The sequence below is a fragment of the Martelella mediterranea genome, from assembly GCF_021021415.1.
GTDB lineage: Bacteria > Pseudomonadota > Alphaproteobacteria > Rhizobiales > Rhizobiaceae > Martelella > Martelella mediterranea_C.
The window spans coordinates 189379-213528 of record NZ_JAINWJ010000007.1 but is presented as its reverse complement, the minus strand read 5'-3'; the positions used below and the strand labels follow the sequence as shown (position 1 = coordinate 213528).

Below are 24150 nucleotides of genomic sequence, written 5' to 3'. Positions count from 1 at the left end.
GGCGACAGGAAAGTGCCGTGAGCGTGGCCCTCGATCATTCCCACACAGGCATCGAGCAACCGCACAAACTGAGGCTGGCGTTGCAATGTAAATAAGTATCTGAATTTAAATGGTTTTTTATGGCGGAGAGGGAGGGATTCGAACCCTCGATACGGTTGCCCGTATGCCGCATTTCGAGTGCGGTGCATTCGACCACTCTGCCACCTCTCCATAAAGTGCCGTGGTCTGCGTTTGAACGCGGGGTGTCTCTTAGCGGGCAAAGGCTTGTCTTGCAAGAGTGAACGCGATGGTTTTTTTGATGTTTGGGCCAGGGCGGGACGCCGGGCATCCGCGCCGAAAGCCCGGCGCGTGATCGCGGATGCGGCGCGCGGTCTTCCTTGCGCGTCGCATCCGCTGGAGCCCATGGACGGAACGGCAAATTTGCCGGCGCGAAAATGCGCGGTTTGCGCCCGAGTTTATTGACTTCAGCGCGCGGCTCGCGTATGCACGCTTCCGGACGCGTGTGTCCTTTTGGCGCACGCATTGTTGCGGGCTTGTCCCGCATTTCACCGGCAGACCGGGTTTTGAAAAGAATTTCTCTTTGAAATCCCTGCTTTAACCAGACTGACAAAAAGACGGTCATCATTCGTGAGGGTGACAGAACCGGGCGAGAACATGAAAGGTCAAAATATGTTCGCAGTCATCAAGACCGGCGGTAAACAGTACCGCGTCAACGCCGAGGATGTGATCACCATCGAAAAGCTCGATGGTGATGCCGGCGCGAAGATTGAATTTGAAGTGCTGATGGTCGGCGAAGGCGCCGATGCCACGATCGGCGCTCCCTTCGTCAAGGGCGCGCTCGTCAAGGCGGAAGTTGTCGAGCAGACCCGCGCCCGGAAGGTCATCGCCTTCAAGAAGCGTCGTCGCCAGAACTCCAAGCGTTCTCGCGGCCATCGCCAGCATCACACGGTCGTCAAGATCACCGACATCGTCGCCGGCTGATCGATAAAGCAGATTTCGAAGGTTTAAAGGAGAACTCCAATGGCACACAAAAAAGCTGGCGGTTCCTCGCGCAACGGTCGCGATTCTGAATCCAAGCGCCTTGGCGTGAAGAAGTTCGGTGGCGAGAACGTCATTCCGGGCAACATCATCATTCGTCAGCGCGGCACCAAGTGGCACCCCGGCGACAATGTCGGCATGGGCAAGGACCATACCATTTTTGCGAAGATTGAAGGCAACGTGACATTCCGCGCGCGCGCCAATGGCCGCATGTATGTGTCCGTGGCCCCGAAACAGGCAGAAGCAGCGGAATAAAGCCGGAACCGCTTAAAAACAGCCGGCGTCTCATCGACCCGGCTTAGATTTTCAGGTTACCGGACCTGGATTTTGAAAAGAGAAGGGAAGATGGGACGCCACCATCTTCCCTTCTTTCGTTTCAAACCAGGAGAGGACCTGACAATGCAAAGGGATCTACAAAGGGAGAGCCAATCCCGGCTTTCCAGAGAGCGGCTGAGGCCCGATCAACAAAGGCGGGATTGCCCCGTTCTTCTTTCGCAAAGGCTCGTTTTGCGGGCCCCGCACGAAGATGACATTGACGCCATTGCCCATCTCGCCAACAACGAAAAAATCGCGACCATGGTGTCGCGCATGCCGCATCCCTACACTGCAACAGATGCCGCCAATTTCGTGGAGCGAACCAAAGAGGGCGCGATCGGCAATTGCGTCTATGCCATCACCAAAGCGGATAACGGCGCATTCCTCGGTTGCTGCGGGATCGAGAACATCCCGTATGAGGAGGATATCGTCGAGATCGGCTACTGGCTGGGCGAGCCCTATTGGGGCCATGGCTATACCACCGAAGCCGTCCAGGTGCTGATCGACATGATCTTCCGCACGCGCAACGAGGTCGACCACATCGACGCCCGCTGCCGGGTCGTCAACGAACAGTCGCGGCGGGTGCTGCACAAGTGCGGCTTCCAGTTTCAGGGCCCCGGCATGGTGCAGTCGCTGGCGGTCGGCAGTTCGGTCTCGGTCGAATGGTACCGTCTCGACCGGCGCAACTGGATGTCGCTGAAGAGCTGGGGAGGCCAGCGATGAGCGCGGCGGCCGAGATGCTCGGCGCCTGCCCCGTCATCGAGACGCAGCGGCTGAGATTGCGGCCGGTCCGCGCGGCGGATGCCGAACGGATCGCAGGCCTGCTGGCCGATCCGGATATCACCCGGATGCTCGCCCGCGTGCCATCCCCCTATACGCTGGAAGACGCGGTCGAGTGGCTGAGCCATGTCGGCTGCGACGACAACTGGCCCGCGGCGATCACCCAGCCGGGCGATGGCGTCGCGATCGGGCTCGTCTCGATCGAGCGGCGGCAGGGCGGCTATCACCTCGGCTACTGGCTGGGGCGGTACTATTGGGGACGCGGCTTCATGAGCGAGGCGGTGTCGGGGCTTGCGGAGCGGTTTTTCGAAGCCACCGGCGCGACGCTTCATTCCGGCGCGTTCTCCGACAACCCGGCCTCGCTCAAGGTGCTGCAGCGTCTCGGCTCCAAGATCACCGGCCAGCGCGAAATCTGGTCGGTCAGCCGCGGAAGGATGACCCAGGAGATCACCACCGCGCTGACGCCGGCGCTGTTCACGCCATACCGGTTCTGATCATCTGCCGGGCCGCCAGTGCGGCCCGGCGGTATGCCGAAATTCACGATAGTCTTTGACCTTCGCCCGCATGGCCTATATCGATGCGGCGGACACTCGAACTGAAGCGACGGAACGATGAAATTTCTCGATGAGGCAAAGGTCTATATCCGCTCCGGCGATGGCGGGGCGGGCTCGGTATCGTTTCACCGCGAGAAGTTCATCGAGTTCGGCGGGCCGGACGGCGGCGATGGCGGACGCGGCGGCGATGTCTGGATCGAAGCGGTCAACGGCCTCAACACGCTGATCGATTTCCGCTTCCAGCAGCATTTCAAGGGCGCGACCGGCGGCCACGGCATGGGCCGCAATCGCACCGGCGCCAAGGGCGAGAGCGTGACATTGAAAGTGCCGGTCGGCACCCAGGTGTTCGAGGAAGACAAGGAAACGCTGATCTGCGACCTGACGCACGAAGGCGAGCGCTTTCGCTTGGCCGCCGGCGGCAATGGCGGCTTCGGCAACGCCCATTTCAAATCCGCGACCAACCAGGCCCCGCGCTGGGCCAATCCCGGACTTGAGGGCGAGGAAAAGACGATCTGGCTCCGGCTGAAGCTGATCGCCGATGCCGGGCTCGTGGGCCTGCCGAACGCCGGCAAGTCGACCTTTCTAGCGACCGTCACAAGGGCGCGACCGAAGATCGCCAATTACCCCTTCACCACGCTGCACCCCAATCTCGGCGTTGCCAGCATTGACGGGCGCGAGTTCATCCTTGCCGATATTCCCGGCCTGATCGAGGGCGCGCATGAGGGCGTCGGCATTGGCGACCGGTTCCTCGGCCATGTCGAGCGCACCCGCGTGCTGCTGCATCTGGTCTCCAGCCTCGAGGAAGACGTCGCCGGCGCTTACACCACGGTGCGCAAGGAACTTGCGGCCTATGATGTTGACCTTGGCGAAAAGCAGGAAATCGTGGCGCTGTCCCAGGTCGACATTCTCGACCCCGAGACGCTGAAGGAAAAGAAGGCCGCGCTGGAAAAGGCCAGCGGCGGGCCGGTCCACGCGATCTCGGCGGTTGCCCAGATCGGCATGACCGAGGTGCAGCGCGAACTTGCCGCCATCATCCGCGCCGAGGAGGCCCGCCTCGGCATCACGGCCCCCGATCCCGTAGAGGACAGGGGTCGCCACGACAAGTGGGAGCCGTAACATGAGCGGGCGTTCGCTTGCCCATTATCGCCGCATCGTCATCAAGATCGGCTCGGCGCTGCTGGTGGATGGCCGGACGGGCCTGAAGCGCGGCTGGCTTGAAAATCTCTCCGCCGATATCGCCGGCCTCAGGGCGGCCGGCGTCGAGGTGCTCGTGGTTTCCTCGGGCGCTATCGCGCTCGGGCGCACCGTGCTCGGCACGCCCGCCGGCGCGCTCAGGCTGGAAGAGGCTCAGGCCGCAGCCGCCATCGGCCAGATCGGGCTTGCTGGCGCCTGGACCGCCAGCCTGAAGGCGCATGACATCATTGCCGGGCAGATCCTGCTGACGCTGCAGAACACCGAGGAGCGGCGGCAATATCTCAACGCCCGCGCAACGCTGCGGCAATTGCTGAAGGTCGGCGCCGTGCCGATCATCAACGAGAACGACACGATTGCCACTTCCGAGATCCGCTACGGCGACAATGACCGGCTGGCGGCCCGCGTGGCGACCATGATCGGCGCCGACCTGCTGGTGCTGCTGTCCGATATCGACGGGCTTTACACCGCGCCGCCGCATCTCGACCCCGATGCCCGCTTCCTTGCCGAAATTCCGGCGATCACGTCGGATATCGAGGCGATGGCCGGCGGCGCTGCCTCCGAGCTGTCGCGCGGCGGCATGCGCACCAAGATCGAGGCCGGCAAGATCGCGACCGCCTCCGGCTGCGCCATGATCATCGCGTCGGGCAAGATCGATCATCCGCTGAAGGCCATCACCGAGGGCGCGCGACATTCGATCTTCCATGCCTCGCGCGCGCCGGTCAGCGCCCGCAAGACCTGGATCGCCGGCCAGCTTCTGCCCGCCGGCACGATCCATATCGATGACGGCGCGGTCGCGGCGCTGAAGCGCGGCAACAGCCTGCTTGCCGCCGGCGTCACGGCGGTTGACGGGCATTTCTCGCGCGGCGACACTGTTGCCATCGTCAACGCGAAGGGCGGCGAAATCGCCCGCGGGCTTTCAGGTTACGACAGCGACGAGGCCCGGATGATCGCAGGCAAGAAGACCGCCGGCATCGAGGCGATCCTGGGCTATCCCGCCCGCGCCGCGATGGTTCATCGCGACGATCTCGTGATGTCAGCCGTAAAACGGGAGGGATCAGCCCATGCTTGATCAGGTTCAGGATGTAAAGACCGCCATGGCCGAGCTCGGCCGCCGCGCCCGCAAGGCAGCAGGCGCGCTGGCGATCGCGCCAACGGAAACCAAGAACGCGGCGCTTACCGCCATGGCCGATGCGATCGAGGCGAACAGCGACGCCATTCTTGCGGCCAACCGGCAAGACGTTGCCCGGGCGAAGGAAAACGGCGTGGCCGGCTCGTTCATCGACCGGCTGGAACTGAACGCGGAGCGTATCAAGGCGATGGCCGACGGCATCCGCGCGATTGCCGCGCTCGATGACCCGGTCGGCGACGTCATCGCCGCATGGGAGCGGCCCAACGGGCTGAAGATCGAACGGGTGCGCACGCCGCTCGGCGTTATCGGCGTGATCTATGAAAGCCGCCCGAACGTGACGGCGGATGCCGGCGCGCTGTGCCTGAAGGCCGGAAACGCCGTGATCCTGCGCGGCGGATCGGATTCGGCGCAGTCCTCCGGCGCGATCCATGACGCGCTTGCCGCCGGCCTGAAAAAGGCCGGTCTGCCGGAAGACGCGATCCAGATCGTGCCGACCACCGACCGCGCCGCCGTCGGCGAAATGCTCGCCGGCCTTTCCGGCAATATCGACGTGATCGTGCCGCGCGGCGGCAAGAGCCTCGTCGCGCGGGTGCAGTCGGAGGCGCGCGTGCCGGTCTTCGCCCATCTGGAAGGGCTCTGCCATATCTATGTCGACAAATCCGCCGATCTCGACATGGCGCGCGACATCGTCGTCAACGCCAAGATGCGCCGCACCGGCATTTGCGGCGCCGCCGAGACGCTGCTGATCGACCGCGCGGCTGCCGATAAGTTTGCGACCCCGCTGATCGAGGCGCTGGAAGCCAAAGGCTGCCTGGTGCGCGTCGACCACGACATGATCGACTATGCCCGGGGCCGCGATGAGGCGAGCGAAGACGACTGGACAACGGAATATCTCGACGCGATCATCACGGTAAAACTGGTCGACGGCATTTCAGGCGCGATCGACCACATAGGAAAATATTCCTCGCACCACACCGAGGCGGTGATCGCCGAGGATCCGGAGGTGGTCGCCCGCTTCTTCAACGAGATCGATTCCGCGATCCTGCTGCACAACGCCTCGACCCAGTTTGCCGATGGCGGCGAGTTCGGCATGGGGGCCGAGATCGGCATTGCCACCGGCAAGATGCATGCGCGCGGGCCGGTCGGCGTCGAGCAACTCACCTCGTTCAAATATCTGGTGCGCGGCAGCGGCCAGACGCGGGCCTGACGGCTTGACGGAGATCGCGCGCCGCCACCTCGTCATGCCGCATCTTCAGCCCGGCATGACGGTCGGGCTGTTCGGCGGCTCGTTCAATCCGCCGCATGAGGGCCATCTTCTGGTGGCGAAACTTGCGCTCCAGCGGCTCGGGCTCGACCAGCTCTGGTGGCTGGTCACGCCCGGCAATCCGCTGAAAAGCGGCAATGGTCTTGCCCCGCTTGCCGAGCGGCTGGCGCTTTCGGACGCCATGGCCGGCGATCCGCGCATCCGGGTGACGGCGATCGAAAAGACGCTCGGCACGGCCTATACCGCCCGCACCATCCGCCACATCATCCGCCGCAACCCGGCGGTGCACTTCGTGTGGATCATGGGCGCCGACAATCTCGGCGATTTCCACCGCTGGCAGGAATGGCGGCGGATTGCGGCGACCGTGCCGATCGCCGTCATCGACCGACCCGGCGCGACGCTGACCTATCTTTCCTCCAAGGCGGCGCGCGCGCTCGACAGGGCCCGGGTTCCCGAACGCGCGGCCAGAGCGCTGCCGCGGATGAGGCCGCCGGCCTGGACCTTCATCCACGGCCCGCGCTCCGCCATCTCCTCGACCGCACTCAGACAGGAAAGCAAAAGATGAAGCTCGAGATCGTCGCCGACATCACCGATCCCGGCAAGCCCGGCGGGGCGAGCGACGACCGCTATGGCTGGAACGAAAATGCGGTGTTCGTCATCGACGGCGCGACCGGCATCGGCGAGCGGGAGGTGATGGCCGAGGGCGACGCCGCCTGGCTTGCGGCCCATGCGGCGCGGATGTTCGCTGACGCAGGAGATCGACCCGTTGCCGAGACCGTCGCCGCGATCAACGCCTCGGCGCGTGACCTCTATCACGCCGCCGCCGGCACGGATGACCTTCCGCGCCATATGTGGCCCGCCGCCGCCTTCCAGATGCTCAGGATCGAGGGCGACCGCCTCGTCACCTATGGGCTCGGCGATTGCAGGCTGTTTCTTGAGGACGCGGCCGGCCATGTGTTCGAAACCACTGCGCTGAAGGGCAATCGCGCGAAGGAAATCGCCGCCGCCCGCGCCCATCTCGAACGCATCGGCGGCTTCCGGGGCGCTGCCGATATCGCCGGCGATGCCGAGACCATGGCGATGCTGCGCGCCGGCCGCGCCCGCCAGAACACGCCGGACGGCAAGGTCTTCACCCTTGGCCTCGTGCCGGAGGCGGCGGACCATGTTGTCAGGGAAGACTGCAGCTTCCTGCCGCCGGTGCGCGGCCTGCTGTGCTCGGATGGCTTTGCCGCCCTTTGCGACAATTACGACGCGTTTTCGCCCGCCGGCCTGATCGACGCGGCCTTTCGCGACGGGCTCGAGGCGCCACTTGAGCGCTTGCGCCGGATCGAGCGTGTCGACGACCCGGAGGGCGAGAAATTCCCGCGCTACAAGGTTAGCGATGATGCCGCCGCGGTGGCCTTCCGTATCCTTCCCTGACGCCGCCGCGCAAATTTACGCAGGAAAACCCTTGCAACAGTCTGCCTTTGGCATCACCTTTATAGCCAGCGGCCCGCCGGAGTGACGAGTCGCATTCGTGCTTGGTCCGGATGAAAGGAAGAACCCTGACAACATTGCACGCGAAGGGCGCGGATACCGCGCCGCAGAGCAGCAGAAGCGACGCCTATGCCGCCGATGAGGCTCTTGCCACCGTCCTCGGCAGCCTTGAGGATTCAAAGGCAGAAGATATTGTGACCATCGACATTCGCGGAAAATCGGCTCTCGGCGACCATATGGTGGTTGTTTCCGGGCGCTCGAACCGTCACGTCATGGCGATTTGCGACCATCTGGTCAAGGATATCAAACAGTCGGGCGCCGGCACGCCCAAGGTCGAGGGCCAGGAGTCCGGAGACTGGGTGCTGATCGACACCGGCGACGTGATCGTCCATGTGTTCCGGCCGGAAGTCCGCGAATTCTACAATATCGAGAAGATGTGGTCGGCGCCTGAAATGAACGAGGCACGCCTGCACTAGCAGCCACTCTGCTGCTGGCCGGCGTGAACTGCCCGAACGGACCGCGCGGTGCAGGACGCACTGCGCGACGCGGTTGTTGCGGGCCGAAAGAAAAGCATATGCAGATCGGCATTTTCGCGGTCGGCCGCCTGAAATCCGGCCCGGAGAAAGAGCTCGTCGCCCGCTATCTCGACCGGTTGAAGAAAACCGGCAAGGCGCAGGGGCTCGATTTTTCCAGGGTTATCGAGGTCAATGAAAGCCGCGCCGGCAACGCCGCCACCCGCAAGCGCGAGGAGGCGGCAGCACTTGAGGCCGCGATCTCGCCCGAAACCGTGCTGGTGCTGCTCGATGAAACGGGAAAGTCCTTCGATAGCGTCGGTTTTGCCGCCCAGATTGAAAAGTTCCGCGACGCCGGCAAGCGCGAGATGATGTTCGCGATCGGCGGCGCCGACGGGCTCGATCCGGCGCTTTCCGAACGCGCCGACCTGACGATTAATTTCGGCGCGATGACATGGCCGCACCAGATCGTGCGCATATTGCTCGCCGAACAGCTTTACCGCGCCGTGACCCTGCTATCGGGCCATCCCTATCATCGCGCCTGATTCATCAAAATTTTGTGTGTTCTTGCGTCGTTGTTATTTCGTTAATCTGTCCGCGATCTAAATCCACTTTTCCTCGCGCGGAAACGGACATGGCGTCAACCAGATCATCGCGGATCATCCTCGCCTGCGGCATTGCCGCCTGGGCTTTGCCCGCGATCGCCTTCTCGCAGGAGCCGACCGCCGGATCGACCGAGCTCGTAGACAAGCTTTCAAACGAACGTTCCGAAAAGGCGGTCGAGCTCGACCAGATCGAAAACTCGATCGCGCTTTCCAAGGAAAAGATCGCCTCGCTTGAGGCCGAGATCGACGCGCTTTCCGGCGATACGGCAAGCCTGAAGGAGGCGCTCGTGGCCTCGGCCGAGCGCCGGCGCGGACTTGAGGAACAGATTGCCGCCGCCGAAACCCGGCTTGGCGAACTCTCCGATGAGGAAGACCGGCTGAAGACCTCGCTCAATGCCGAGCGCGATGTGCTGGCCGATGTGCTGGCAGCGCTTCAGCGCATGGGCCGCGATCCGCCGCCAGCCCTTCTGGTCGCCCCCGGCGATGCGCTCGATTCCGTCAGAAGCGCCATCCTGCTGAACGGCGTGGTGCCGGAAATGCGGGCAAGGATGGAAACCGTGCTTGCCGACCTGACATCGCTGCGGACGGTCAAGGCCGAACAGCAGCAGGCCCGCGACGGGCTTGCGGCCGATCTCGACAGCCTTGCCGAGGAAAGCCGGCGCATGGACCTGCTGATCGCCGAAAACGAGAAGTCCCGGGAAACCAGCGCGGAGCAGCTCGAAGCCGAACGTCGCCAGGCCGAACTGCTGGCCGCGCGCGCGACCGACCTCAACGGCCTGATCTCCAGCCTGGAGACCGAAATCACCTCCGCCCGCAACGCCGCCCTTCTGGCGCGTCAGGAGGCCGAGAAACGCCGGCAGATGACCGAGGCGCAGCAGATCGAGGCGCGCCAGCGCGCGCTTTCGGCAACGCCCGATAAAAACCGCATTACGCCTGCATATCCATTCTCTGACCTGAAAGGCCGTCTGATCCTGCCGGTTGCGGGCGAAATCCTGCGCCGCTACGGCGATCCGGACGGAACAGGGCACAGGGCGACCGGAATGACCATTGCGGCGCGACCGGGCGCGCTCGTCAGCGCCCCCGCCGACGCGACGGTGGTTTACGCCGGGCGCTTCAGAAGTTACGGAGAGATGGTCATCCTCAATGTCGGCGACGGCTACCATATCGTCATGACCGGCATGGATGACCTCAAGGTTCGTCAGGGCGATTTCATTTTCTCCGGCGAACCGCTGGCCGAGATGGGCACGAGACGGATCGCGAGCGCCGCGACAATGGCGCTGGAAACGGACAGGCCGACGCTCTACATTGAGTTCCGACACAATGGGAAGCCGGTCGATTCTCAACCCTGGTGGGTGGACAATATTGATGGAAAGGCACGCAATGATACGTAGGGCAACGCTTCTGCTGGCAGGCGCCGCACTTGGCGCAGCGGCGACCGGCATTCTGGTTTCGGCCGACATACCGGCGCGCGCGGCCGGCGACGATTCGACCTACCGCGAAATGTCACTGTTCGGCGACGTGTTCGAGCGGGTGCGCAGCCAGTATGTCTCGCCGCCCGACGAGCAGCAGATGATACAGGATGCGATCAACGGCATGCTGAGCGGGCTCGACCCGCATTCGAGCTATATGACGGCGGAAGAATCCGAAGAGATGCGCGACCAGTCGAAGGGCGAATTCGGCGGGCTCGGCATCGAGGTGACGATGGAGGATGACGTCGTCAAGGTCGTCGCACCCATCGACGATACGCCCGCTTCCAATGCCGGCGTGCTGGCCGGCGACAAGATCGTCGAGATCGACGGCGAAAGCGTACGCGGCCTTTCGCTCAACGATGCGGTTGACCGCATGCGTGGCGAGGTCGGCGAGCCGATCGACATCACCATTCTGCGCGACGGCGTTGCCAAGCCGATCGAGATGACGATCGTGCGCGGCATCATTCCGGTGCAGTCGGTCAAATGGCGTGTTGAAAACGACAATATCGGCTATATTCGCCTCACCACTTTCATGAACGAGAAGCTGGACGAAAGCCTGGTCGAGGCGATTGACGAGATCAAGAAGGAAGTGCCGGAAGACAAGCTCAAGGGCTATATTCTCGACCTCCGCCTCAACCCGGGCGGCTTCCTGAACCAGGCCGTCGCCGTGGCCGACACCTTCCTCGACGAGGGCGAAGTGGTTTCCACTCGCGGCCGCAATTCCAGCGAGACCCGCCGCTTCGATGCCGGTCCCGGCGATCTTACCGACGGCAAGCCGCTGGTGGTGCTCGTCAATGGCGGCTCCGCCTCGGCATCCGAGATCGTGGCCGGCGCGCTGCAGGACCTGAAGCGGGCGACGCTGGTCGGCACCCGTACATTCGGCAAGGGCTCGGTCCAGACCATCGTACCGCTGGGTTCCGAAGGCTCGCTGCGGCTGACGACGGCGCTCTACTACACGCCCTCGGGCACCTCGATCCAGGGCACCGGCATCAGCCCCGATATCGTCGTCGAGCAGGTGCTGCCGGAAGACCTCGAAGGCCTGATCCGTCCGGAAGGCGAATCGGCGCTGCGCGGCCATATCCAGGGCGATGCGGAAACCGACGAGGGTTCCGGCTCTGTCGCCTATGTGCCGCGCGAGACCGAGGACGACGTGCAGCTGAAATATGCGATCGACCTGCTCGAAGGCAAGGTCACCGACGACGCCTTCCCGGCCGACCCGGAAAAGGCTGTCCAGGAACTGCAGGCCGCCAAGGCGCCCGAGCCCGAAAAGGAAATGGAAGACGCCCATTGAGGCGTTGCCTTTCCACGCGGCTTCGTCATGCCGGTTTAGAGTCGGGATGACACCGCGACTTGGTTTTATCGTCAGACCGCGAAGTCCGGGGCCGCGCGTTCCAGCCTTCGCGGTCTGGCTTTATTTTCGGTTTCCTTTGAGCCTGCATCTGAAGGCTCGATGCTGAACACTTGCCGGGAAAGTGATTCGCGCGCGTAAAGTCAGCGATGCAATCGTCAATGACAGGGCCTGGACGGTGGCGTAGCTTGGTGCGGACCGGCGATGCCAGCAGCGATGGATGCAATGAATATAAAACAGCTCGAAGTTTTCCGCGCGGTGCTTTCAACGGGCTCGACGATGGGGGCGGCCAAGAGCACGGGGCTCAGCCAGTCGGGCGTCAGCCGTCTCGTCCAGCAACTGGAATCCGATCTCGATCTGACGCTGTTCCAGCGCGTCAAGGGAAGGCTGGTGCCGACGCCGGAGGCGCGCACATTGGAGGCCGAGGCGAAGACCGTTTTGCTGAACCTGGCCCGCTTCAGCCAGCTTGCCGATGAAATCCGCACCGGAGCCTCGGAAACCGAGGCGGTGCGTATCGGCCTGCCGAGCAGCATGTGGGAGAATTTCGCGCCCGCCATGCTGAAGGATTATCGCGAGGGTTTTCCCGGCGTCAGGGTCGAGACCTTTTTTGAGACAACCATGACCATTCAGCGGATGATCGACCAGCGGGTGATCGATTTCGGCTTCCTGCGCTATGAAGGCGAAATCAGTCCGGGCATCCGCCTCGAGATCGTCGCCGAGGGGCGAAGCGTCGCCGTCATGCACCGCGACCACCGGCTGGCCGCGCGCGATGTCATCCGGCCGGAGGACCTGCGCGGCGAGCCGCTGATCATGCTCGGCCGGCTGCGGGCCCATCGGGTGATGCTTGACCGGCTGTTGCAGAACGAGGCCGTGCGTGCCGACGTGCGCATCGAAACGCATTCCAATTCCTCCGCCTGCGCCTATGCCGCCGAGGGTTTGGGGATCGCGCTTGCCAGCAGTTTCTATGCCAATCTCTACAAGCACCTGCCAGTGGTGCAACGGCCGTTTGAGCCGAAACTGACGCAGCGCTTCGGGATTGCGACCGCCGAAGGCGTGCCGATGTCGCTTGCCGCCAAGGGCCTGATGGCGGCGCTGAAGCGCCAGATCGAGCGTTCGCAAGTGGTTGAATAGACTGCCTCCGTTGCCCGTTTTTCCCAACAAGGTACGACGCCGCTAGCCGGTAAGCGCGACTGCATATCCCTATGAAAAATATCATAGTGTTGCGACGTCATTTTCGCTTTGTCATACTTTCGTCAATAAACAACCTGCCGCCTGAAGTGCGGGGCTCAGAGGGGTTCTGATGCTCAGATTTTTCCTCCATCGCGTCGCGATGGCGATACCGACGGTGATCATCGTATCGATCACGGTGTTCGGCCTGATCCGTCTCATTCCTGGCAATCCGGCCGAACTGTTGCTCGGCGACATGGCCGATGACCGGCAGATCGCCCAATTGGAGACCGAGCTCGGTCTCGACAAGTCGCTGCCGCGACAATTCCTGATCTGGAGCGAGAACGCGCTGTCCGGCGATCTTGGGCGTTCGATCATCAATGACGAACCGGTGCTGCCGCTGGTCGCCTCGCGCTTTGTCATCAGCGGCGAGATCGTGCTGATCGCGGTGGTGCTGGCCGCTATTCTGGCCGTGCCCGCGGGCATTATCGCAGCGTGGCGGCAGAACTCGGTAACGGACCTTGCCCTTGTCGGAACGGCGACGCTGCTTCTTTCGATCCCGACCTTCTGGCTCGGCCTTCTGCTTCTCCTGCTGTTTGGGCTTGAGCTCGGCTGGCTTCCGGTGCTCGGCTATGTGTCGCTGCGCGACAATTTCACCGAGGGCCTGATCTATATCATCCTGCCGGTGGCAACCCTCGTGATGCATGAAATGGGCGTGCTGCTGCGCATGTCCCGCGCCTCGACGCTGGAAGTGCTGCGCCTTGATTACATCACCCATGCCCGCGCCAAGGGGCTTTCCGAAATGGCCGTGTTGTGGCGTCACGCCTTCAAGAATGCCTTCGGGCCGACCTGGACGATGATCGGCCTGATTCTCGGCAATCTGCTCGGCGGCATCGCCGTGATCGAGACCGTGTTCTCGATCCCTGGCCTTGGCCGGCTGATGGTCGACAGCATCTTCCAGCGGGATTACCCGGTCATCCAGGGCTGCCTGCTGTTCGTCGCGCTCTCCTATGTCGTCGTCAACCTGATCATCGACCTGTTCTATCCGCTGTTCGATCCCCGGGTGACGGCACAATGAGAAAACTTTCCTATAATGCCGCGATCGGCGGTTTCCTGATTGGCCTTCTGCTCGTCGTCGCCCTGCTCGGCGCGTTCTGGACGCCCTACGATCCGCTGAAGCTCGATTTTGTCGCCCGGCTGAAGCCGCCGAGCCTTGCGCACTGGATGGGGACCGACGAATTCGGCCGCGACGTGCTCAGCCGGATCATGGTCGGCGCCGGCGCAAGCGTGTGGATCGGCACGCTCACCGTCACCTTCACCATTGTCATGGGCACGCTGATCGGTCTCGTCAGCGGCTATGCGCGGGGGCTGACGGACGGGCTGATCATGGCCGTCAACAATGCGCTGCTCGCCTTTCCGGGCATTCTTTTGGCGCTCGGCCTGCTCGCCGTCTTCGGGGCCAACCAGTACGGCATCATCTTCGCGCTCGGCATTGCCTACACGCCGTCGATGGCGCGGCTGGTGCGCGGCGTGGTAATGACGCTGCGCGAAGCCGAATTCATCGAAGCCTCGAAGCTGATGGGCAACAGCGAGTTCTACACGGTGTTCCGACATATCCTGCCCAATTGCCTGGCGCCGATGTCGGTGCTGGCGACCACCATGTTCGGCTGGGCGATCTTGTCGGAAAGCGCGCTCTCCTTCCTCGGCCTCGGCGTTCCGCCGCCCGCACCCACCTGGGGCAACATGCTGGCCGCCGGCCGGCCGTTCATCGAGCAGGCCGTCTGGCTCGGCGTTTTCCCCGGCCTCTGCATCGCGCTCACGCTTCTCGGCATCAATCTTCTGGGCGACGCTTTGCGCGACCGGCTCGACCCGCGCATGAGGGGGCTGAAATGATGAAGGATATTCTCCTTTCCGTCCGCGACCTGACGCTCTCCCTCGGCAATGGCGTCAAGCTCGTCGACAATGTCTCCTTCGATGTCCGCCCCGGCGAGATCTTCGGCATTGTCGGCGAATCCGGGTCCGGCAAGACGCTGGCGACCCGCGCGCTGATGTCGCTTCTGCCCGCCGGCATCACGCCGACAAGCGGCGAGACCGTGTTCGAGGGCCGCGACACGCTGACCATGAGCCCGCGCGATCTGAGATCGCTGCGCGGCGCGCGGATCGGCATGGTGTTCCAGGAGCCGATGACCTCGCTCAACCCTTCGATGCTCATCGGCCGGCAGTTGGAGGAGGGGCTGAAGCTTCACACCGGGCTTTCCCGGGAGAAGCGCCGGGACGCAATCCTCGCCATGCTAGAAAGGGTCGGCATCGTCGATCCGAAGGGGGCGCTGTCGGCCTATCCGCACGAGTTTTCCGGCGGCATGCGCCAGCGCATCATGCTCGCCTCGGTGATGCTGCTGAAGCCGGCGCTTCTGATCGCCGACGAGCCGACGACGGCGCTTGACGCCGTAATCCAGCGCGACGTGATGGAGCTGATGGTGGAACTCACCCGCGCCGAAGGCACGGCGGTGCTGCTAATCAGTCACGACCTGCCGATGGTGGCGCGCTATACCAGCCGCATCGCGGTGATGGAAAAGGGCGTCGTGGTCGAGAGCGGCACCACCGACGACATCCTGACAAACCCGCAGCATGCCTATACCCGCAAGCTGCTGTCGTCGCTGCCGGGGCGTGGCGAAACCCGGGCGTTCGCGCCGGACGATACACCGGTGCTGTCCGTCGAAAACGTGATCGTCGACTATCACAAGGCCGGCGCGCTGTTTCGAAAAGGCCAGGCCAAGCGCGCCCTGCACGGCGTCTCGGTCGATATCCGGCAGGGCGAGGTGGTGGCGCTGGTCGGCGGCTCGGGCTCTGGCAAGACCACGCTCGGCCGCACCATAGCCGGGCTGATCCACCAGACGTCGGGCGATATCCTGTTCAACGGAAAACCACGGGAAGGGGACTGGGCGCATTATCGGCAGAACTGCCAGATGGTGTTCCAGGACCCGTACTCTTCGCTCGATCCCCGCATGACCATCGTGAAACTCGTCGAAGAGGCGCTGCGCACCATGCCGGGGCTCAACGCCGCCGAACGGCGCCGGCGGGCACTAGCCACGTTGGCCGAGGTCGGCCTGCCCGGCGAATTCGCCGACCGCCTGCCGCACGAGCTTTCCGGCGGCCAGCGCCAGCGCGTGGCAATCGCCCGCGCCGTGGTGCGCGCGCCGAAACTGCTGATCGCCGACGAGCCGGTGTCCGCGCTCGACGTGACCGTCAGGGCGCAGGTGCTGGCGCTGTTCGCCGACCTGCAGAAGAAGCACGGCTTTTCCTGCCTGTTCATCAGCCACGATCTTTCCGTGGTCGAGCAGATCGCCGATCGGGTGATCGTGATGCAGCACGGCAGAATCGTCGAGGAAGGCCCGCGCGACGAGATCTTCGACCGTCCGCAGCATGCCTATACGCAGCGTCTGCTGTCGGCCATCCCCGCGCTCGACTTCAACGAGACCGGCGGCGTGAAACTCAAATGGCGGCTGGAGGAGTGACATGACTCAACGAACCGAAAGAACGGAATCGACGGCCGCCGAACTCGCGAAAATCTGCGATGCCCCGGAATTCACCGTCCGCTTCAAGGTCAAGAACCTGCTGACGGGCGAAACCATCGAGCGCGGCGCGACCGAGGAAACGCCGTCGGCCTCGACCCGCAAGATCTCGATCATGATGGCGGCGCTGAAGGCGATCGGGGACGGGCGGCTGAGCTTCGACGAGAAGATCGTCTACGAGCCGCATCACGCCGAGCAGGTGGCAAGCGGCGTGTTGCGCCACATGACGCCCGGCATGATCCTGTCACTGCGCGATGCGATCGCCGGCATGATCACGCTTTCCGACAATGTCTGCACCCATATGGTGTTCGAGCGGCTGACGCTGGACGAGGTTCAGGCCTATTGCGCGGCAATCGGCATGACCGGCACCCATCACCGCTTCCTGATCCCGCCGATCGCGCTGCCGCATGACCATCCGCTCGACGCGGTGACGGTGACGACGGCGGCCGACCAGGTGATGCTGCTCGATACGATCCTTGCTGCCCAGACGGACGCCGATGCCTCGGCCAAGCTCGGCATCTCGCAGGACCTCTCCGCCTTCGCGCTGAAGATGCTGAAATCGCAGGTGCTGCGCTACGGCATTCATTCGCGCCTTCCCTTCGACACGGTAATCGCCAGCAAAGGCGGAAGGGGAAAGCGCGGCCGCATGGATGCGGGCATCGTCTATCGCGACGGTGCGCCGCTCTTCATCCTCGCCGCCTACACGGACGGGGTACCGCTCACCATGCCGGACGGGCTTCCCGGCTACACGGTGGCACTCGAGACGATCGGCCGGCTCGCCCGCGCCTGTTTCACCGGACTTTGAAGGCCTGAAAACAGAACCAATAGCAAAGAGGGATAAACATGAAGAAACTACTCCTTGCCGGCGTGATGCTGGCGGCGCTCACCCAGACGGCGGCGGCGCGCGATATCGTCGTCGCACTCTCCTCCGACCTGCGCTCCAACGATCCGGGCGTCAACCGCGACGGCAATACCGACGCGATCATGATGCACATTCTCGAAGGCCTCGTCGGCTATACCGAGGACGGCGCGGTTGAGCCGCTTCTCGCCAAGTCCGTTGCCATGTCCGATGACGGGCTGACCTATACCTTCACGCTGCGCGACGATGTCACCTTCCACAATGGCGACAAGATGACCGCCGACGATGTGGTCTGGTCCATGAACCGCTACATGGACGCCGACAGCAAGTGGCGCTGCCTGCCGGATTTCGACGGCAGCCGCGTGGTCAAGCTGACCGGGGTCGAGAAGGTCGATGATGCCAAGGTGACAATGACGATTGCCGAGCCGTCAGCGGTCTTCCTCGGCCTCATGGCCCGCCCGGAATGCGGCTTCACCGGCATCATCTCGCCGAAATCGGTGGGCGAGGACGGCAGCTTCGCAGCGCCGATCGGCACGGGCCCGTTCAAGTGGGACGAATGGAAGAAGGGCGAATACGTCCATCTCGCCAAGAATGACGCCTATGTCTCGCCGCCGAACGACGGCAAGCCGGATGGCACGGTCGGCGCCAAGGACCCGCTTGCCGATGGCGTCAAGTTCATGGTGGTTCCGGACGCCTCGACGGTGAAGGCCGGCATCCAGTCCGGCGCGCTCGATCTTGCCGAAGTCTCGCCGGACCTGATGCCGGAATTCGAGGACCGCGATGACAGCAAGCTGATCGTCGCCGTCAACAACGGCAAGAACCTGTTCTACATGCAGACCCGCGATCCGGTTCTCGCCAATCCGGGCGTTCGCCGCGCCATGGCCATGGCGCTCGATCTGCCGCAGCTTGTCGCTGCCGCCTCCAACGGAACCGGCACGCCTAACTGCTCGATGATCGCGACCAACTCGATCTATTACAGCGAGACCCAGCAAGAGTGCCTGCCCTACGATATCGAGGCGGCAAAGAAGGAACTGAAGGACGCCGGCTATAACGGCGAGCCGATCTCCATCATCGCCAACCGCCGCGGCAATGTGCCGAGCTATCCGGCGGCGATTATCGCCCAGGCGATGATGCAGCAGGCCGGCCTCAACGTGCAGATCGAGGTGCTCGACTATGCCACCCAGGTGGAACGCCGCCGTTCGGGCAATTACCAGGTGATCTCGCAGTCGGTTTCGCCGCGCCTCGATCCGGCGCTGATGATGAGCTTCTATGTCGGCGACAAGGACGAGAACTCCTCGCTGATGTGGGAGAACCCGAAAGCGGTTGAACTGCTCGACGCCGCCTATCGCGAAACCGATCAGGCCAAGCGCCAGCAGATCTTCGACGATTTCCACACGCTGATGCTCGAGGATATGCCGGGCCTGTTCATGTACGACATGGTCGACATCTGGGCCGCGACCGCGAGCCTCGAAGGCGCGCCCGTATGGCAGGGCAACCCCCGCGTATGGGAAGTTTCGGTCGACTGACCGGCTTATCGCCGCGCCGTCTCGGCGGCGCGGTCTTCCTCCTCAAGAACCCTTATCCCGCGGCCCGTCGACATGGGCCGCGCGGCCTTTCATGACCCCAGACCCGCTGCCCCGGCAGCAAACAGGACCTCCCCATGACGCAGCAGGCGATTGAACAACTCGCGAATGAAATCGAGGCATTGAAGCCGGAATTCATCGAACTCTCCGACCGGATATGGGAGCTGGCAGAACTGAAATTCGAGGAATTCGAATCGGCGAAGCTCCAGGCGGCGCTTCTGGAGAAATACGGGTTTTCCGTCACGCGCGGCGTTGCCGGTATCGAGACCGCCTTTTGCGGGGAATATGGCAGCGGCGGGCCTGTGATCGCGATCCTCGGCGAATTCGACGCGCTGGCCGGCATGAACCAGGTCGCCGGCATTGCCGAGGAAAAGTCCGACAAGCCCGGCGCAAGCGGCCATGGCTGCGGCCACAACCTGCTCGGCGCGGGTTCGCTTCTGGCGGCCGTGGGCCTTGCCCGGCATCTTGAAAAGAACGGCATTGCCGCGACCGTGCGCTATTATGGCTGCCCGGCGGAAGAGGGCGGCGGCGCCAAGACGATCATGGCTGAGGCTGGCGTGTTCGACGATGTCGACCTTGCGCTCACCTGGCATCCCGCGCCCTTCAACGGCGTGCGCTCGACCAATAATCTCGCCGTGATCGAATATGACATCCGCTTCAAGGGCACGGCCGCGCATGCCTCCAACGCCGCCCATCTCGGTCGTTCCGCGCTCGATGCGCTGGAGCTGACCAATATCGGCATCAATTTCCTTCGTGAGCACATGCCGTCGGATTGCCGGATCCATTATGCGATCACCGAGACCGGCGGCGTCGCGGCCAATGTCGTCCAGGCGCGCGCGGCCGGCCGCTACATGATCCGGGCTCCGGAAATCGTGGGCGCGCGGGCGCTTGCCGAACGGGTGAAGAAGATCGCCGAAGGCGCTGCGATGATGACGGAAACCAGCGTCGAACTGGAACTGGGCAAGGCAACCAACAGCCTGCTGCCCAACCTCACGCTCGAAACCGCGATGCACGAGCAGATGACGGCGCTCGGCCCCGTGCCCTTCGACGATGCCGACGAGGCTTTTGCGAAGGACATTCAGGCGACTTTCTCACAGGAGGCGATCGACAGCAGCATCCGGCTCTATCAGGTCAGGGACGACGCGCTTTCCAACAGCAGGGTCGACGGCAGCCAGCCGCTTCACCGGGGCTTGAGGGCCTTTGAGGGCAAGTCGCATTTCCGCGCCGGCTCGACCGATGTCGGCGATGTCAGCTGGGTTATTCCCACGGCGCAATGCTGGACGCCGGCCTGGGCGATCGGCACCAATCCCCACACCTGGCAGGTGGTCGCGCAGGGCAAGAGCCCGGCCGCCCACAAGGCCTTCGTCCACGCCGCCAAGGCGATCGCCGCCACAGGACTCAAGGCTGCCGCCGATCCGGAGCTCATCGACAAGACCTGGGCCGAATGGAGCGAAAAGACCGGACGGAACCGCGCCGGCAAGACGCGCTGACGAGACTCAGAACAAGGCCCGTTCACAGAGACGCGCCAACGCCGCACGACGCATGAATGCGAGGTGGCGCTCAGACAATGTCTTTTCTGTTTGCCTGCAGGCAATCGCTCGCCAGGAAGAGATAGCTCGCGGTGTCCGCGTGGCCGAGCCGCATTGAAAGTTCAAGGGCGATCTCGATCAGATCGTAAAGCTCTTGCACCGGTCTTTTTTCGGTGCTGCGGAACTGGGGGTCGCAGATGGTTCGGTCGGTGGTCGGGTTGGTCATCGGGGTCCTCCAGAATGTGGGTTGTGTGCAGTCGCAGGGCAAAATTCGATAGTTCAGTCCCGGCGCGTCCGCAGACCGGACCGTGAATGATTCCAGTCGGGGACGGCAGAGGACGCTGTGTCGCCTATGTCAGAGCTCAGCAGCGCTGATGGGGCATAGTCGACCCCAATTAAATCCGAATACGAGATCGTATTTGAATTTAATCAAACTATTTTTACATGTCTATTTTAGATATATTGTGTGTTTATGGTATATGCACTATTTTATATTTCAATACTACAAATAATAAATAACGATAGAGCTTCTCCGTTTCCGATTTAAATTGGGGGAGGCTGGAAATCTTTGGCCGAGATTAGCACCTGATCTCAGGTTCGCCTGAGAGACAGGTTCGCCCGAGAGAAAGGCGTAGCTGCTGATGCCTTGTAGGGAAGGGACCTTTGCGAAGCGTAATAGCGGATGCGAGAGGCCGGCCTCTCGCACAAGCCATCAGGTTGAGTTTGGTGGTGTGTAGTCCGCGCCGGGAATGCTATTGGCTTTTCTGCGACTATGCGGCGATGGTAGCACTCTACATCTTGACTTCTGGTGCGGACCGGAAACAATGGTTCAAAAGCCGTTCGGGAGGAAAAGATGGCTCCAATCAAGCTCGACAGTGTTTCGAAGAGCTTCGGGAACGTCAATGTTATCAACGATATCTCGCTCGCCGTCGAATCCGGTGAGCTGATGGTGTTTCTCGGGCCGTCGGGTTCGGGAAAGTCGACGCTGCTGCGGATGATCGCGGGGCTTGAAACCATCGATGACGGGGCATTGACGATCGACGGGGTCCGCAGCGAAAATCTCGCGCCGGGCCAGCGCAATGTCGCGATGGTGTTCCAGAACTACGCGCTCTATCCGCATATGACCGTGCACGACAACATGGCGTTCGGCCTGCGCAATATCCGCATGGGCGCGGATGAGATTGAAACCCGCGTCAAGGAAGCCGCCCGCATGCTGGAAATGGAGGAACTGCTGGAGCGCCGGCCCGCGCAGCTTTCCGGCGGCCAGCGCCAGCGCGTCGCGATCGGCCGCGCGATCGTCAAGGAACCGAAGGCCTTCCTGTTCGACGAGCCGCTGTCGAACCTCGATGCGGCGCTCAGGGTCCGCACCCGCGTCGAGCTTGCCCGCCTGCATAACCGCATGAAGGCGACGATGATCTATGTGACCCACGACCAGACCGAGGCGATGACGCTGGCCGACCGGATCGTCGTGCTCAACAATTGCCGGATCGAGCAGATCGGCACGCCGATGGAGATCTATCTCAGGCCGGCCTCGCGCTTCGTGGCCGGTTTTGTCGGCTCGCCCGGGATGAACTTCCTCGAGGTCGATCTTTCAGCCGACGATCGTATGGCGCGTCTCAAGGATGGTTCGACGGTGAGGGTCGACATTCCCGAGATGAAACCCGGACGCTACGAGATGGGCATTCGCCCGGAAGCCGTGCGGGTGGCGGAGGAAGGCGAAGCGGCCACCACGAAGGCGACGGTCGGCGTGGTCGAGCGGCTCGGCGAGCGGACCCTGCTTTACTGCACCCTGGAAGACGGCACGGAACTGATCGCCACCGACACCGGACGCTCCGAAGCCAGGACCGGCGATCAGGTGCAACTCGCCTTCGATGCAACGGCGCTTCATCTCTTCGATGAGGCCGGAAACGCCTATCACGTTCACTGACGATATCGGGATCGCTTTGGCCCCTCACGAAAACGCCGCGGACAGGATGCCGCGGCGTTTTTGTATGACCACGATAGTGTGACGTTTACCCCTTGATCCCGGCGGAAAGGGTGATGGCCTGGGTCACCCTGCGCTGGAAGATCAGATAGGCGACCGCGACCGGCAGGCCGGCCAGCACGGCGGCCGAGAGCTCGCGGGCGTAATAGACGCCGAAGGCGTCGTTGACTTGGGTGATGCCGACGGTGATCGTCATCATTTCGGTCTTGGTAACCGCCAGGAACGGCCACAGAAACGCATTCCACGACCAGATGAAGGTGACGATCGCAAGCGCCGTGGTGACGCCCCAGTTCATCGGCATGTAGATGCGCGTGAGAATGCGCCATTCGGAGGCATTATCCATGGCCGCCGCTTCGCGGAAATCCTTCGGCACATTGTCGAAGAACTGCTTGTAGACGATGATCACCACCGGGTGGATCAGTTGCGGCAGCACGATCCCGGCCCAGGTGTTGATCAAGCCGAACCGCGCCATCAGCTCGAAGTGGTTTACGATCAGCACCTGCATCGGCACCATGAAGCTGGCCAGGATCAGCCACCACAGAACCCGCCGGAACGGGAACTGAAGCTGCGAGATCGCATAGCCGCAGAACATCGAGGACCCGACGGTCAGAACCGTGATCGCAAGCGCGGTGACGATCGAATTCAGATACCAGATCCCGATCTGGGTCTGGGTCAGCGCGAAATAGTAATGCGAAAAGGTCAGGGTGTCCGGCCATAATTCGATATAGCGGCGCACCACCTCGTCTTCCGGCTTCAGCGACGAGATGACCCCCCAATAGAGCGGAAATGCCCATATGACGGCGATCACAACCGTCAGCAGCGTGATCAGGAGGCCGGCGAGATTCAGGCGTTTTGCCGTTGTTGCATTCATCATTCGCGCCCCTTCGAAAGCCGCGTCAGCTGGAAGTTCAGCACCGACACCACGATGACGATGATGAACAGCACGACGGCAGCGGCAGCGGCCCGGCCGCCCTGGTCATACTGGAAGGCCCGCTGGAACACGTAATAGACAAGCACCAGATTGTCGTTCGGCCGGCCGCCGACGGAAAACAGATAGACCTGGTCGAAAATCTTCAATTGCAGGATCAACTGGATCGTCAGCACAAGCGCCGTCACCGGCCACATCAGCGGCCAGGTCAGTTGCCGGAAGGTCGTCAGGCGCGATGCGTTGTCGAGCGCCGCCGCTTCGTAGATCTCGGCGGGAATGGCGCGCAGTCCGGAGAGAAAAAGCAGGATTGAGAAGCCCGCGGTCCACCATATCGTGATGAGGCCAACCGCCGGCATGAACCATATCGTCGACTTGAACACCGGCACCCGGTCGATCCCGAGGATGTCGAAGATATACATGGCGATGCCGAACTGGAAGTTCAGCGTCCAGTCCCAGATCAGATAGACCACCGATACCGGCAGGATATAGGGCAGGAAGAACATCGCCAGCACCAGCGCCTGCAGCCTGCCCTTCAGCCGGTTGATGCCGAGCGCGATGGCGAAGGCGACCAATGTTCCGGGAATGACGGTGATGGCGACGAAATAGGCGGTGTTCCAGAACGCCGTGTTGAAGCGCCGGTCTCCCCAGAGCCGGGTATAATTGTCGAGGCCGACAAACTCGCCGCTGCCGATCAGCGGCGCATCCTGAAACGAGATGATGAGCAGCCGGATGGTCGGATAGATAAAGATCAATCCGTAGATGGCCACGAACGGCGCGACCAGAAGAAGGGCGACAATCGCTTCGTTTCGTTTGTTGCGGAGCATTGTGAGGCCTCAAATCGTAG

24 protein-coding genes and 1 tRNA gene are annotated in these 24150 nt (G+C 62.8%); 21 read left to right on the top strand and 4 right to left on the bottom strand.

What is annotated here, in order from left to right; all coding sequences use genetic code 11:
* Positions 1 to 120: 120 nt before the first annotated feature.
* Positions 121 to 210 (bottom strand) — tRNA-Ser (locus K7H91_RS05500).
* Between the two features lie 459 nt (positions 211 to 669).
* Between K7H91_RS05500 and rplU the strand changes: the two genes are divergently transcribed.
* The 20 genes from rplU (at position 670) to K7H91_RS05400 (ending at position 20355) form a co-directional block, all read left to right on the top strand.
* On the top strand, positions 670 to 981 hold the full coding sequence (gene rplU, locus K7H91_RS05495) for a 50S ribosomal protein L21 (RefSeq protein WP_230719234.1): 312 nt from the start codon (positions 670 to 672) through the stop codon (positions 979 to 981).
* A gap of 39 nt (positions 982 to 1020) precedes the next feature.
* On the top strand, positions 1021 to 1293 hold the full coding sequence (gene rpmA / locus K7H91_RS05490) for a 50S ribosomal protein L27 (RefSeq protein ID WP_024706188.1): 273 nt from the start codon (positions 1021 to 1023) through the stop codon (positions 1291 to 1293).
* 144 nt (positions 1294 to 1437) lie between these two features.
* On the top strand, positions 1438 to 2076 hold the full coding sequence (locus K7H91_RS05485) for a GNAT family N-acetyltransferase (RefSeq protein ID WP_230719202.1): 639 nt from the start codon (positions 1438 to 1440) through the stop codon (positions 2074 to 2076).
* Positions 2073 to 2627, top strand: a complete 555-nt coding sequence (locus tag K7H91_RS05480) for a GNAT family N-acetyltransferase (protein ID WP_230719201.1) — start codon at positions 2073 to 2075, stop codon at positions 2625 to 2627. Before K7H91_RS05485 ends, K7H91_RS05480 begins: the two co-directional genes overlap by 4 nt.
* Positions 2628 to 2744: 117 nt before the next feature.
* Positions 2745 to 3803 carry a GTPase ObgE gene (gene obgE, locus K7H91_RS05475; protein WP_230719200.1) on the top strand — a complete coding sequence of 353 codons (1059 nt, stop codon included), beginning with the start codon at positions 2745 to 2747 and terminating at the stop codon, positions 3801 to 3803.
* Position 3804: 1 nt separating this feature from the next.
* Positions 3805 to 4950 (top strand): glutamate 5-kinase, encoded by a 1146-nt coding sequence (gene proB / locus K7H91_RS05470; RefSeq protein WP_230719199.1) that lies wholly within the window; start codon positions 3805 to 3807, stop codon positions 4948 to 4950.
* Positions 4943 to 6217: a glutamate-5-semialdehyde dehydrogenase gene (locus tag K7H91_RS05465; RefSeq protein WP_230719198.1), complete on the top strand. Its 1275-nt coding sequence runs from the start codon at positions 4943 to 4945 to the stop codon at positions 6215 to 6217. Before proB ends, K7H91_RS05465 begins: the two co-directional genes overlap by 8 nt.
* 34 nt (positions 6218 to 6251) lie before the next feature.
* The gene (locus K7H91_RS05460) at positions 6252 to 6839 is read left to right on the top strand and encodes a nicotinate-nucleotide adenylyltransferase (RefSeq protein ID WP_230719233.1); all 588 of its coding nucleotides are present in this window, start codon (positions 6252 to 6254) and stop codon (positions 6837 to 6839) included.
* Positions 6836 to 7693, top strand: coding sequence for a hypothetical protein (locus tag K7H91_RS05455; RefSeq protein ID WP_230719197.1), 858 nt, complete (start codon positions 6836 to 6838; stop codon positions 7691 to 7693). The genes K7H91_RS05460 and K7H91_RS05455 overlap by 4 nt, the downstream gene beginning before the upstream one ends.
* Before the next feature lie 110 nt (positions 7694 to 7803).
* Positions 7804 to 8226: a ribosome silencing factor gene (rsfS, locus tag K7H91_RS05450; protein ID WP_230719196.1), complete on the top strand. Its 423-nt coding sequence runs from the start codon at positions 7804 to 7806 to the stop codon at positions 8224 to 8226.
* A gap of 98 nt (positions 8227 to 8324) precedes the next feature.
* Positions 8325 to 8807, top strand: a complete 483-nt coding sequence (gene rlmH, locus K7H91_RS05445; RefSeq protein WP_230719195.1) for a 23S rRNA (pseudouridine(1915)-N(3))-methyltransferase RlmH — start codon at positions 8325 to 8327, stop codon at positions 8805 to 8807.
* Positions 8808 to 8896: 89 nt separating this feature from the next.
* Entirely contained in the window at positions 8897 to 10258 is a 1362-nt protein-coding gene (locus K7H91_RS05440; protein WP_230719194.1) for a murein hydrolase activator EnvC family protein, read from the top strand.
* A complete protein-coding gene (locus K7H91_RS05435; protein WP_230719193.1) occupies positions 10248 to 11627 on the top strand; it encodes a S41 family peptidase in 1380 nt (459 codons plus the stop codon). Before K7H91_RS05440 ends, K7H91_RS05435 begins: the two co-directional genes overlap by 11 nt.
* 282 nt (positions 11628 to 11909) lie before the next feature.
* Entirely contained in the window at positions 11910 to 12815 is a 906-nt protein-coding gene (locus K7H91_RS05430; protein WP_230719192.1) for a LysR family transcriptional regulator, read from the top strand.
* A 169-nt stretch (positions 12816 to 12984) separates the two neighbouring features.
* Positions 12985 to 13929 (top strand): ABC transporter permease, encoded by a 945-nt coding sequence (locus K7H91_RS05425; protein WP_230719191.1) that lies wholly within the window; start codon positions 12985 to 12987, stop codon positions 13927 to 13929.
* Positions 13926 to 14744 carry an ABC transporter permease gene (locus K7H91_RS05420; RefSeq protein ID WP_230719190.1) on the top strand — a complete coding sequence of 273 codons (819 nt, stop codon included), beginning with the start codon at positions 13926 to 13928 and terminating at the stop codon, positions 14742 to 14744. The genes K7H91_RS05425 and K7H91_RS05420 overlap by 4 nt, the downstream gene beginning before the upstream one ends.
* The gene (locus K7H91_RS05415) at positions 14741 to 16366 is read left to right on the top strand and encodes an ABC transporter ATP-binding protein (protein WP_230719189.1); all 1626 of its coding nucleotides are present in this window, start codon (positions 14741 to 14743) and stop codon (positions 16364 to 16366) included. The genes K7H91_RS05420 and K7H91_RS05415 overlap by 4 nt, the downstream gene beginning before the upstream one ends.
* 1 nt (position 16367) lies before the next feature.
* Positions 16368 to 17228, top strand: coding sequence for a class A beta-lactamase-related serine hydrolase (locus K7H91_RS05410; protein ID WP_230719188.1), 861 nt, complete (start codon positions 16368 to 16370; stop codon positions 17226 to 17228).
* A gap of 38 nt (positions 17229 to 17266) precedes the next feature.
* Entirely contained in the window at positions 17267 to 18808 is a 1542-nt protein-coding gene (locus tag K7H91_RS05405; protein WP_230719187.1) for an ABC transporter substrate-binding protein, read from the top strand.
* 134 nt (positions 18809 to 18942) lie between these two features.
* Positions 18943 to 20355 (top strand): M20 family metallopeptidase, encoded by a 1413-nt coding sequence (locus K7H91_RS05400; RefSeq protein WP_230719186.1) that lies wholly within the window; start codon positions 18943 to 18945, stop codon positions 20353 to 20355.
* 70 nt (positions 20356 to 20425) lie between these two features.
* Here the strand turns inward: K7H91_RS05400 and K7H91_RS05395 are convergent, their stop codons facing one another.
* Positions 20426 to 20620 carry a hypothetical protein gene (locus tag K7H91_RS05395; RefSeq protein ID WP_230719185.1) on the bottom strand — a complete coding sequence of 65 codons (195 nt, stop codon included), beginning with the start codon at positions 20618 to 20620 and terminating at the stop codon, positions 20426 to 20428.
* A gap of 627 nt (positions 20621 to 21247) precedes the next feature.
* Here K7H91_RS05395 and K7H91_RS05390 point away from each other — a divergent pair.
* Entirely contained in the window at positions 21248 to 22321 is a 1074-nt protein-coding gene (locus tag K7H91_RS05390) for an ABC transporter ATP-binding protein (protein ID WP_230719184.1), read from the top strand.
* An 85-nt stretch (positions 22322 to 22406) separates the two neighbouring features.
* On the opposite strand, the gene K7H91_RS05385 is transcribed toward K7H91_RS05390, so the two are convergent.
* Together K7H91_RS05385 and K7H91_RS05380 are read right to left on the bottom strand one after the other, a co-directional pair.
* Entirely contained in the window at positions 22407 to 23249 is an 843-nt protein-coding gene (locus tag K7H91_RS05385) for a carbohydrate ABC transporter permease (RefSeq protein WP_230719232.1), read from the bottom strand.
* Positions 23249 to 24130, bottom strand: coding sequence for a carbohydrate ABC transporter permease (locus tag K7H91_RS05380; protein ID WP_230719183.1), 882 nt, complete (start codon positions 24128 to 24130; stop codon positions 23249 to 23251). The genes K7H91_RS05385 and K7H91_RS05380 overlap by 1 nt, the downstream gene beginning before the upstream one ends.
* Between the last annotated feature and the right edge of the window lie 20 nt (positions 24131 to 24150).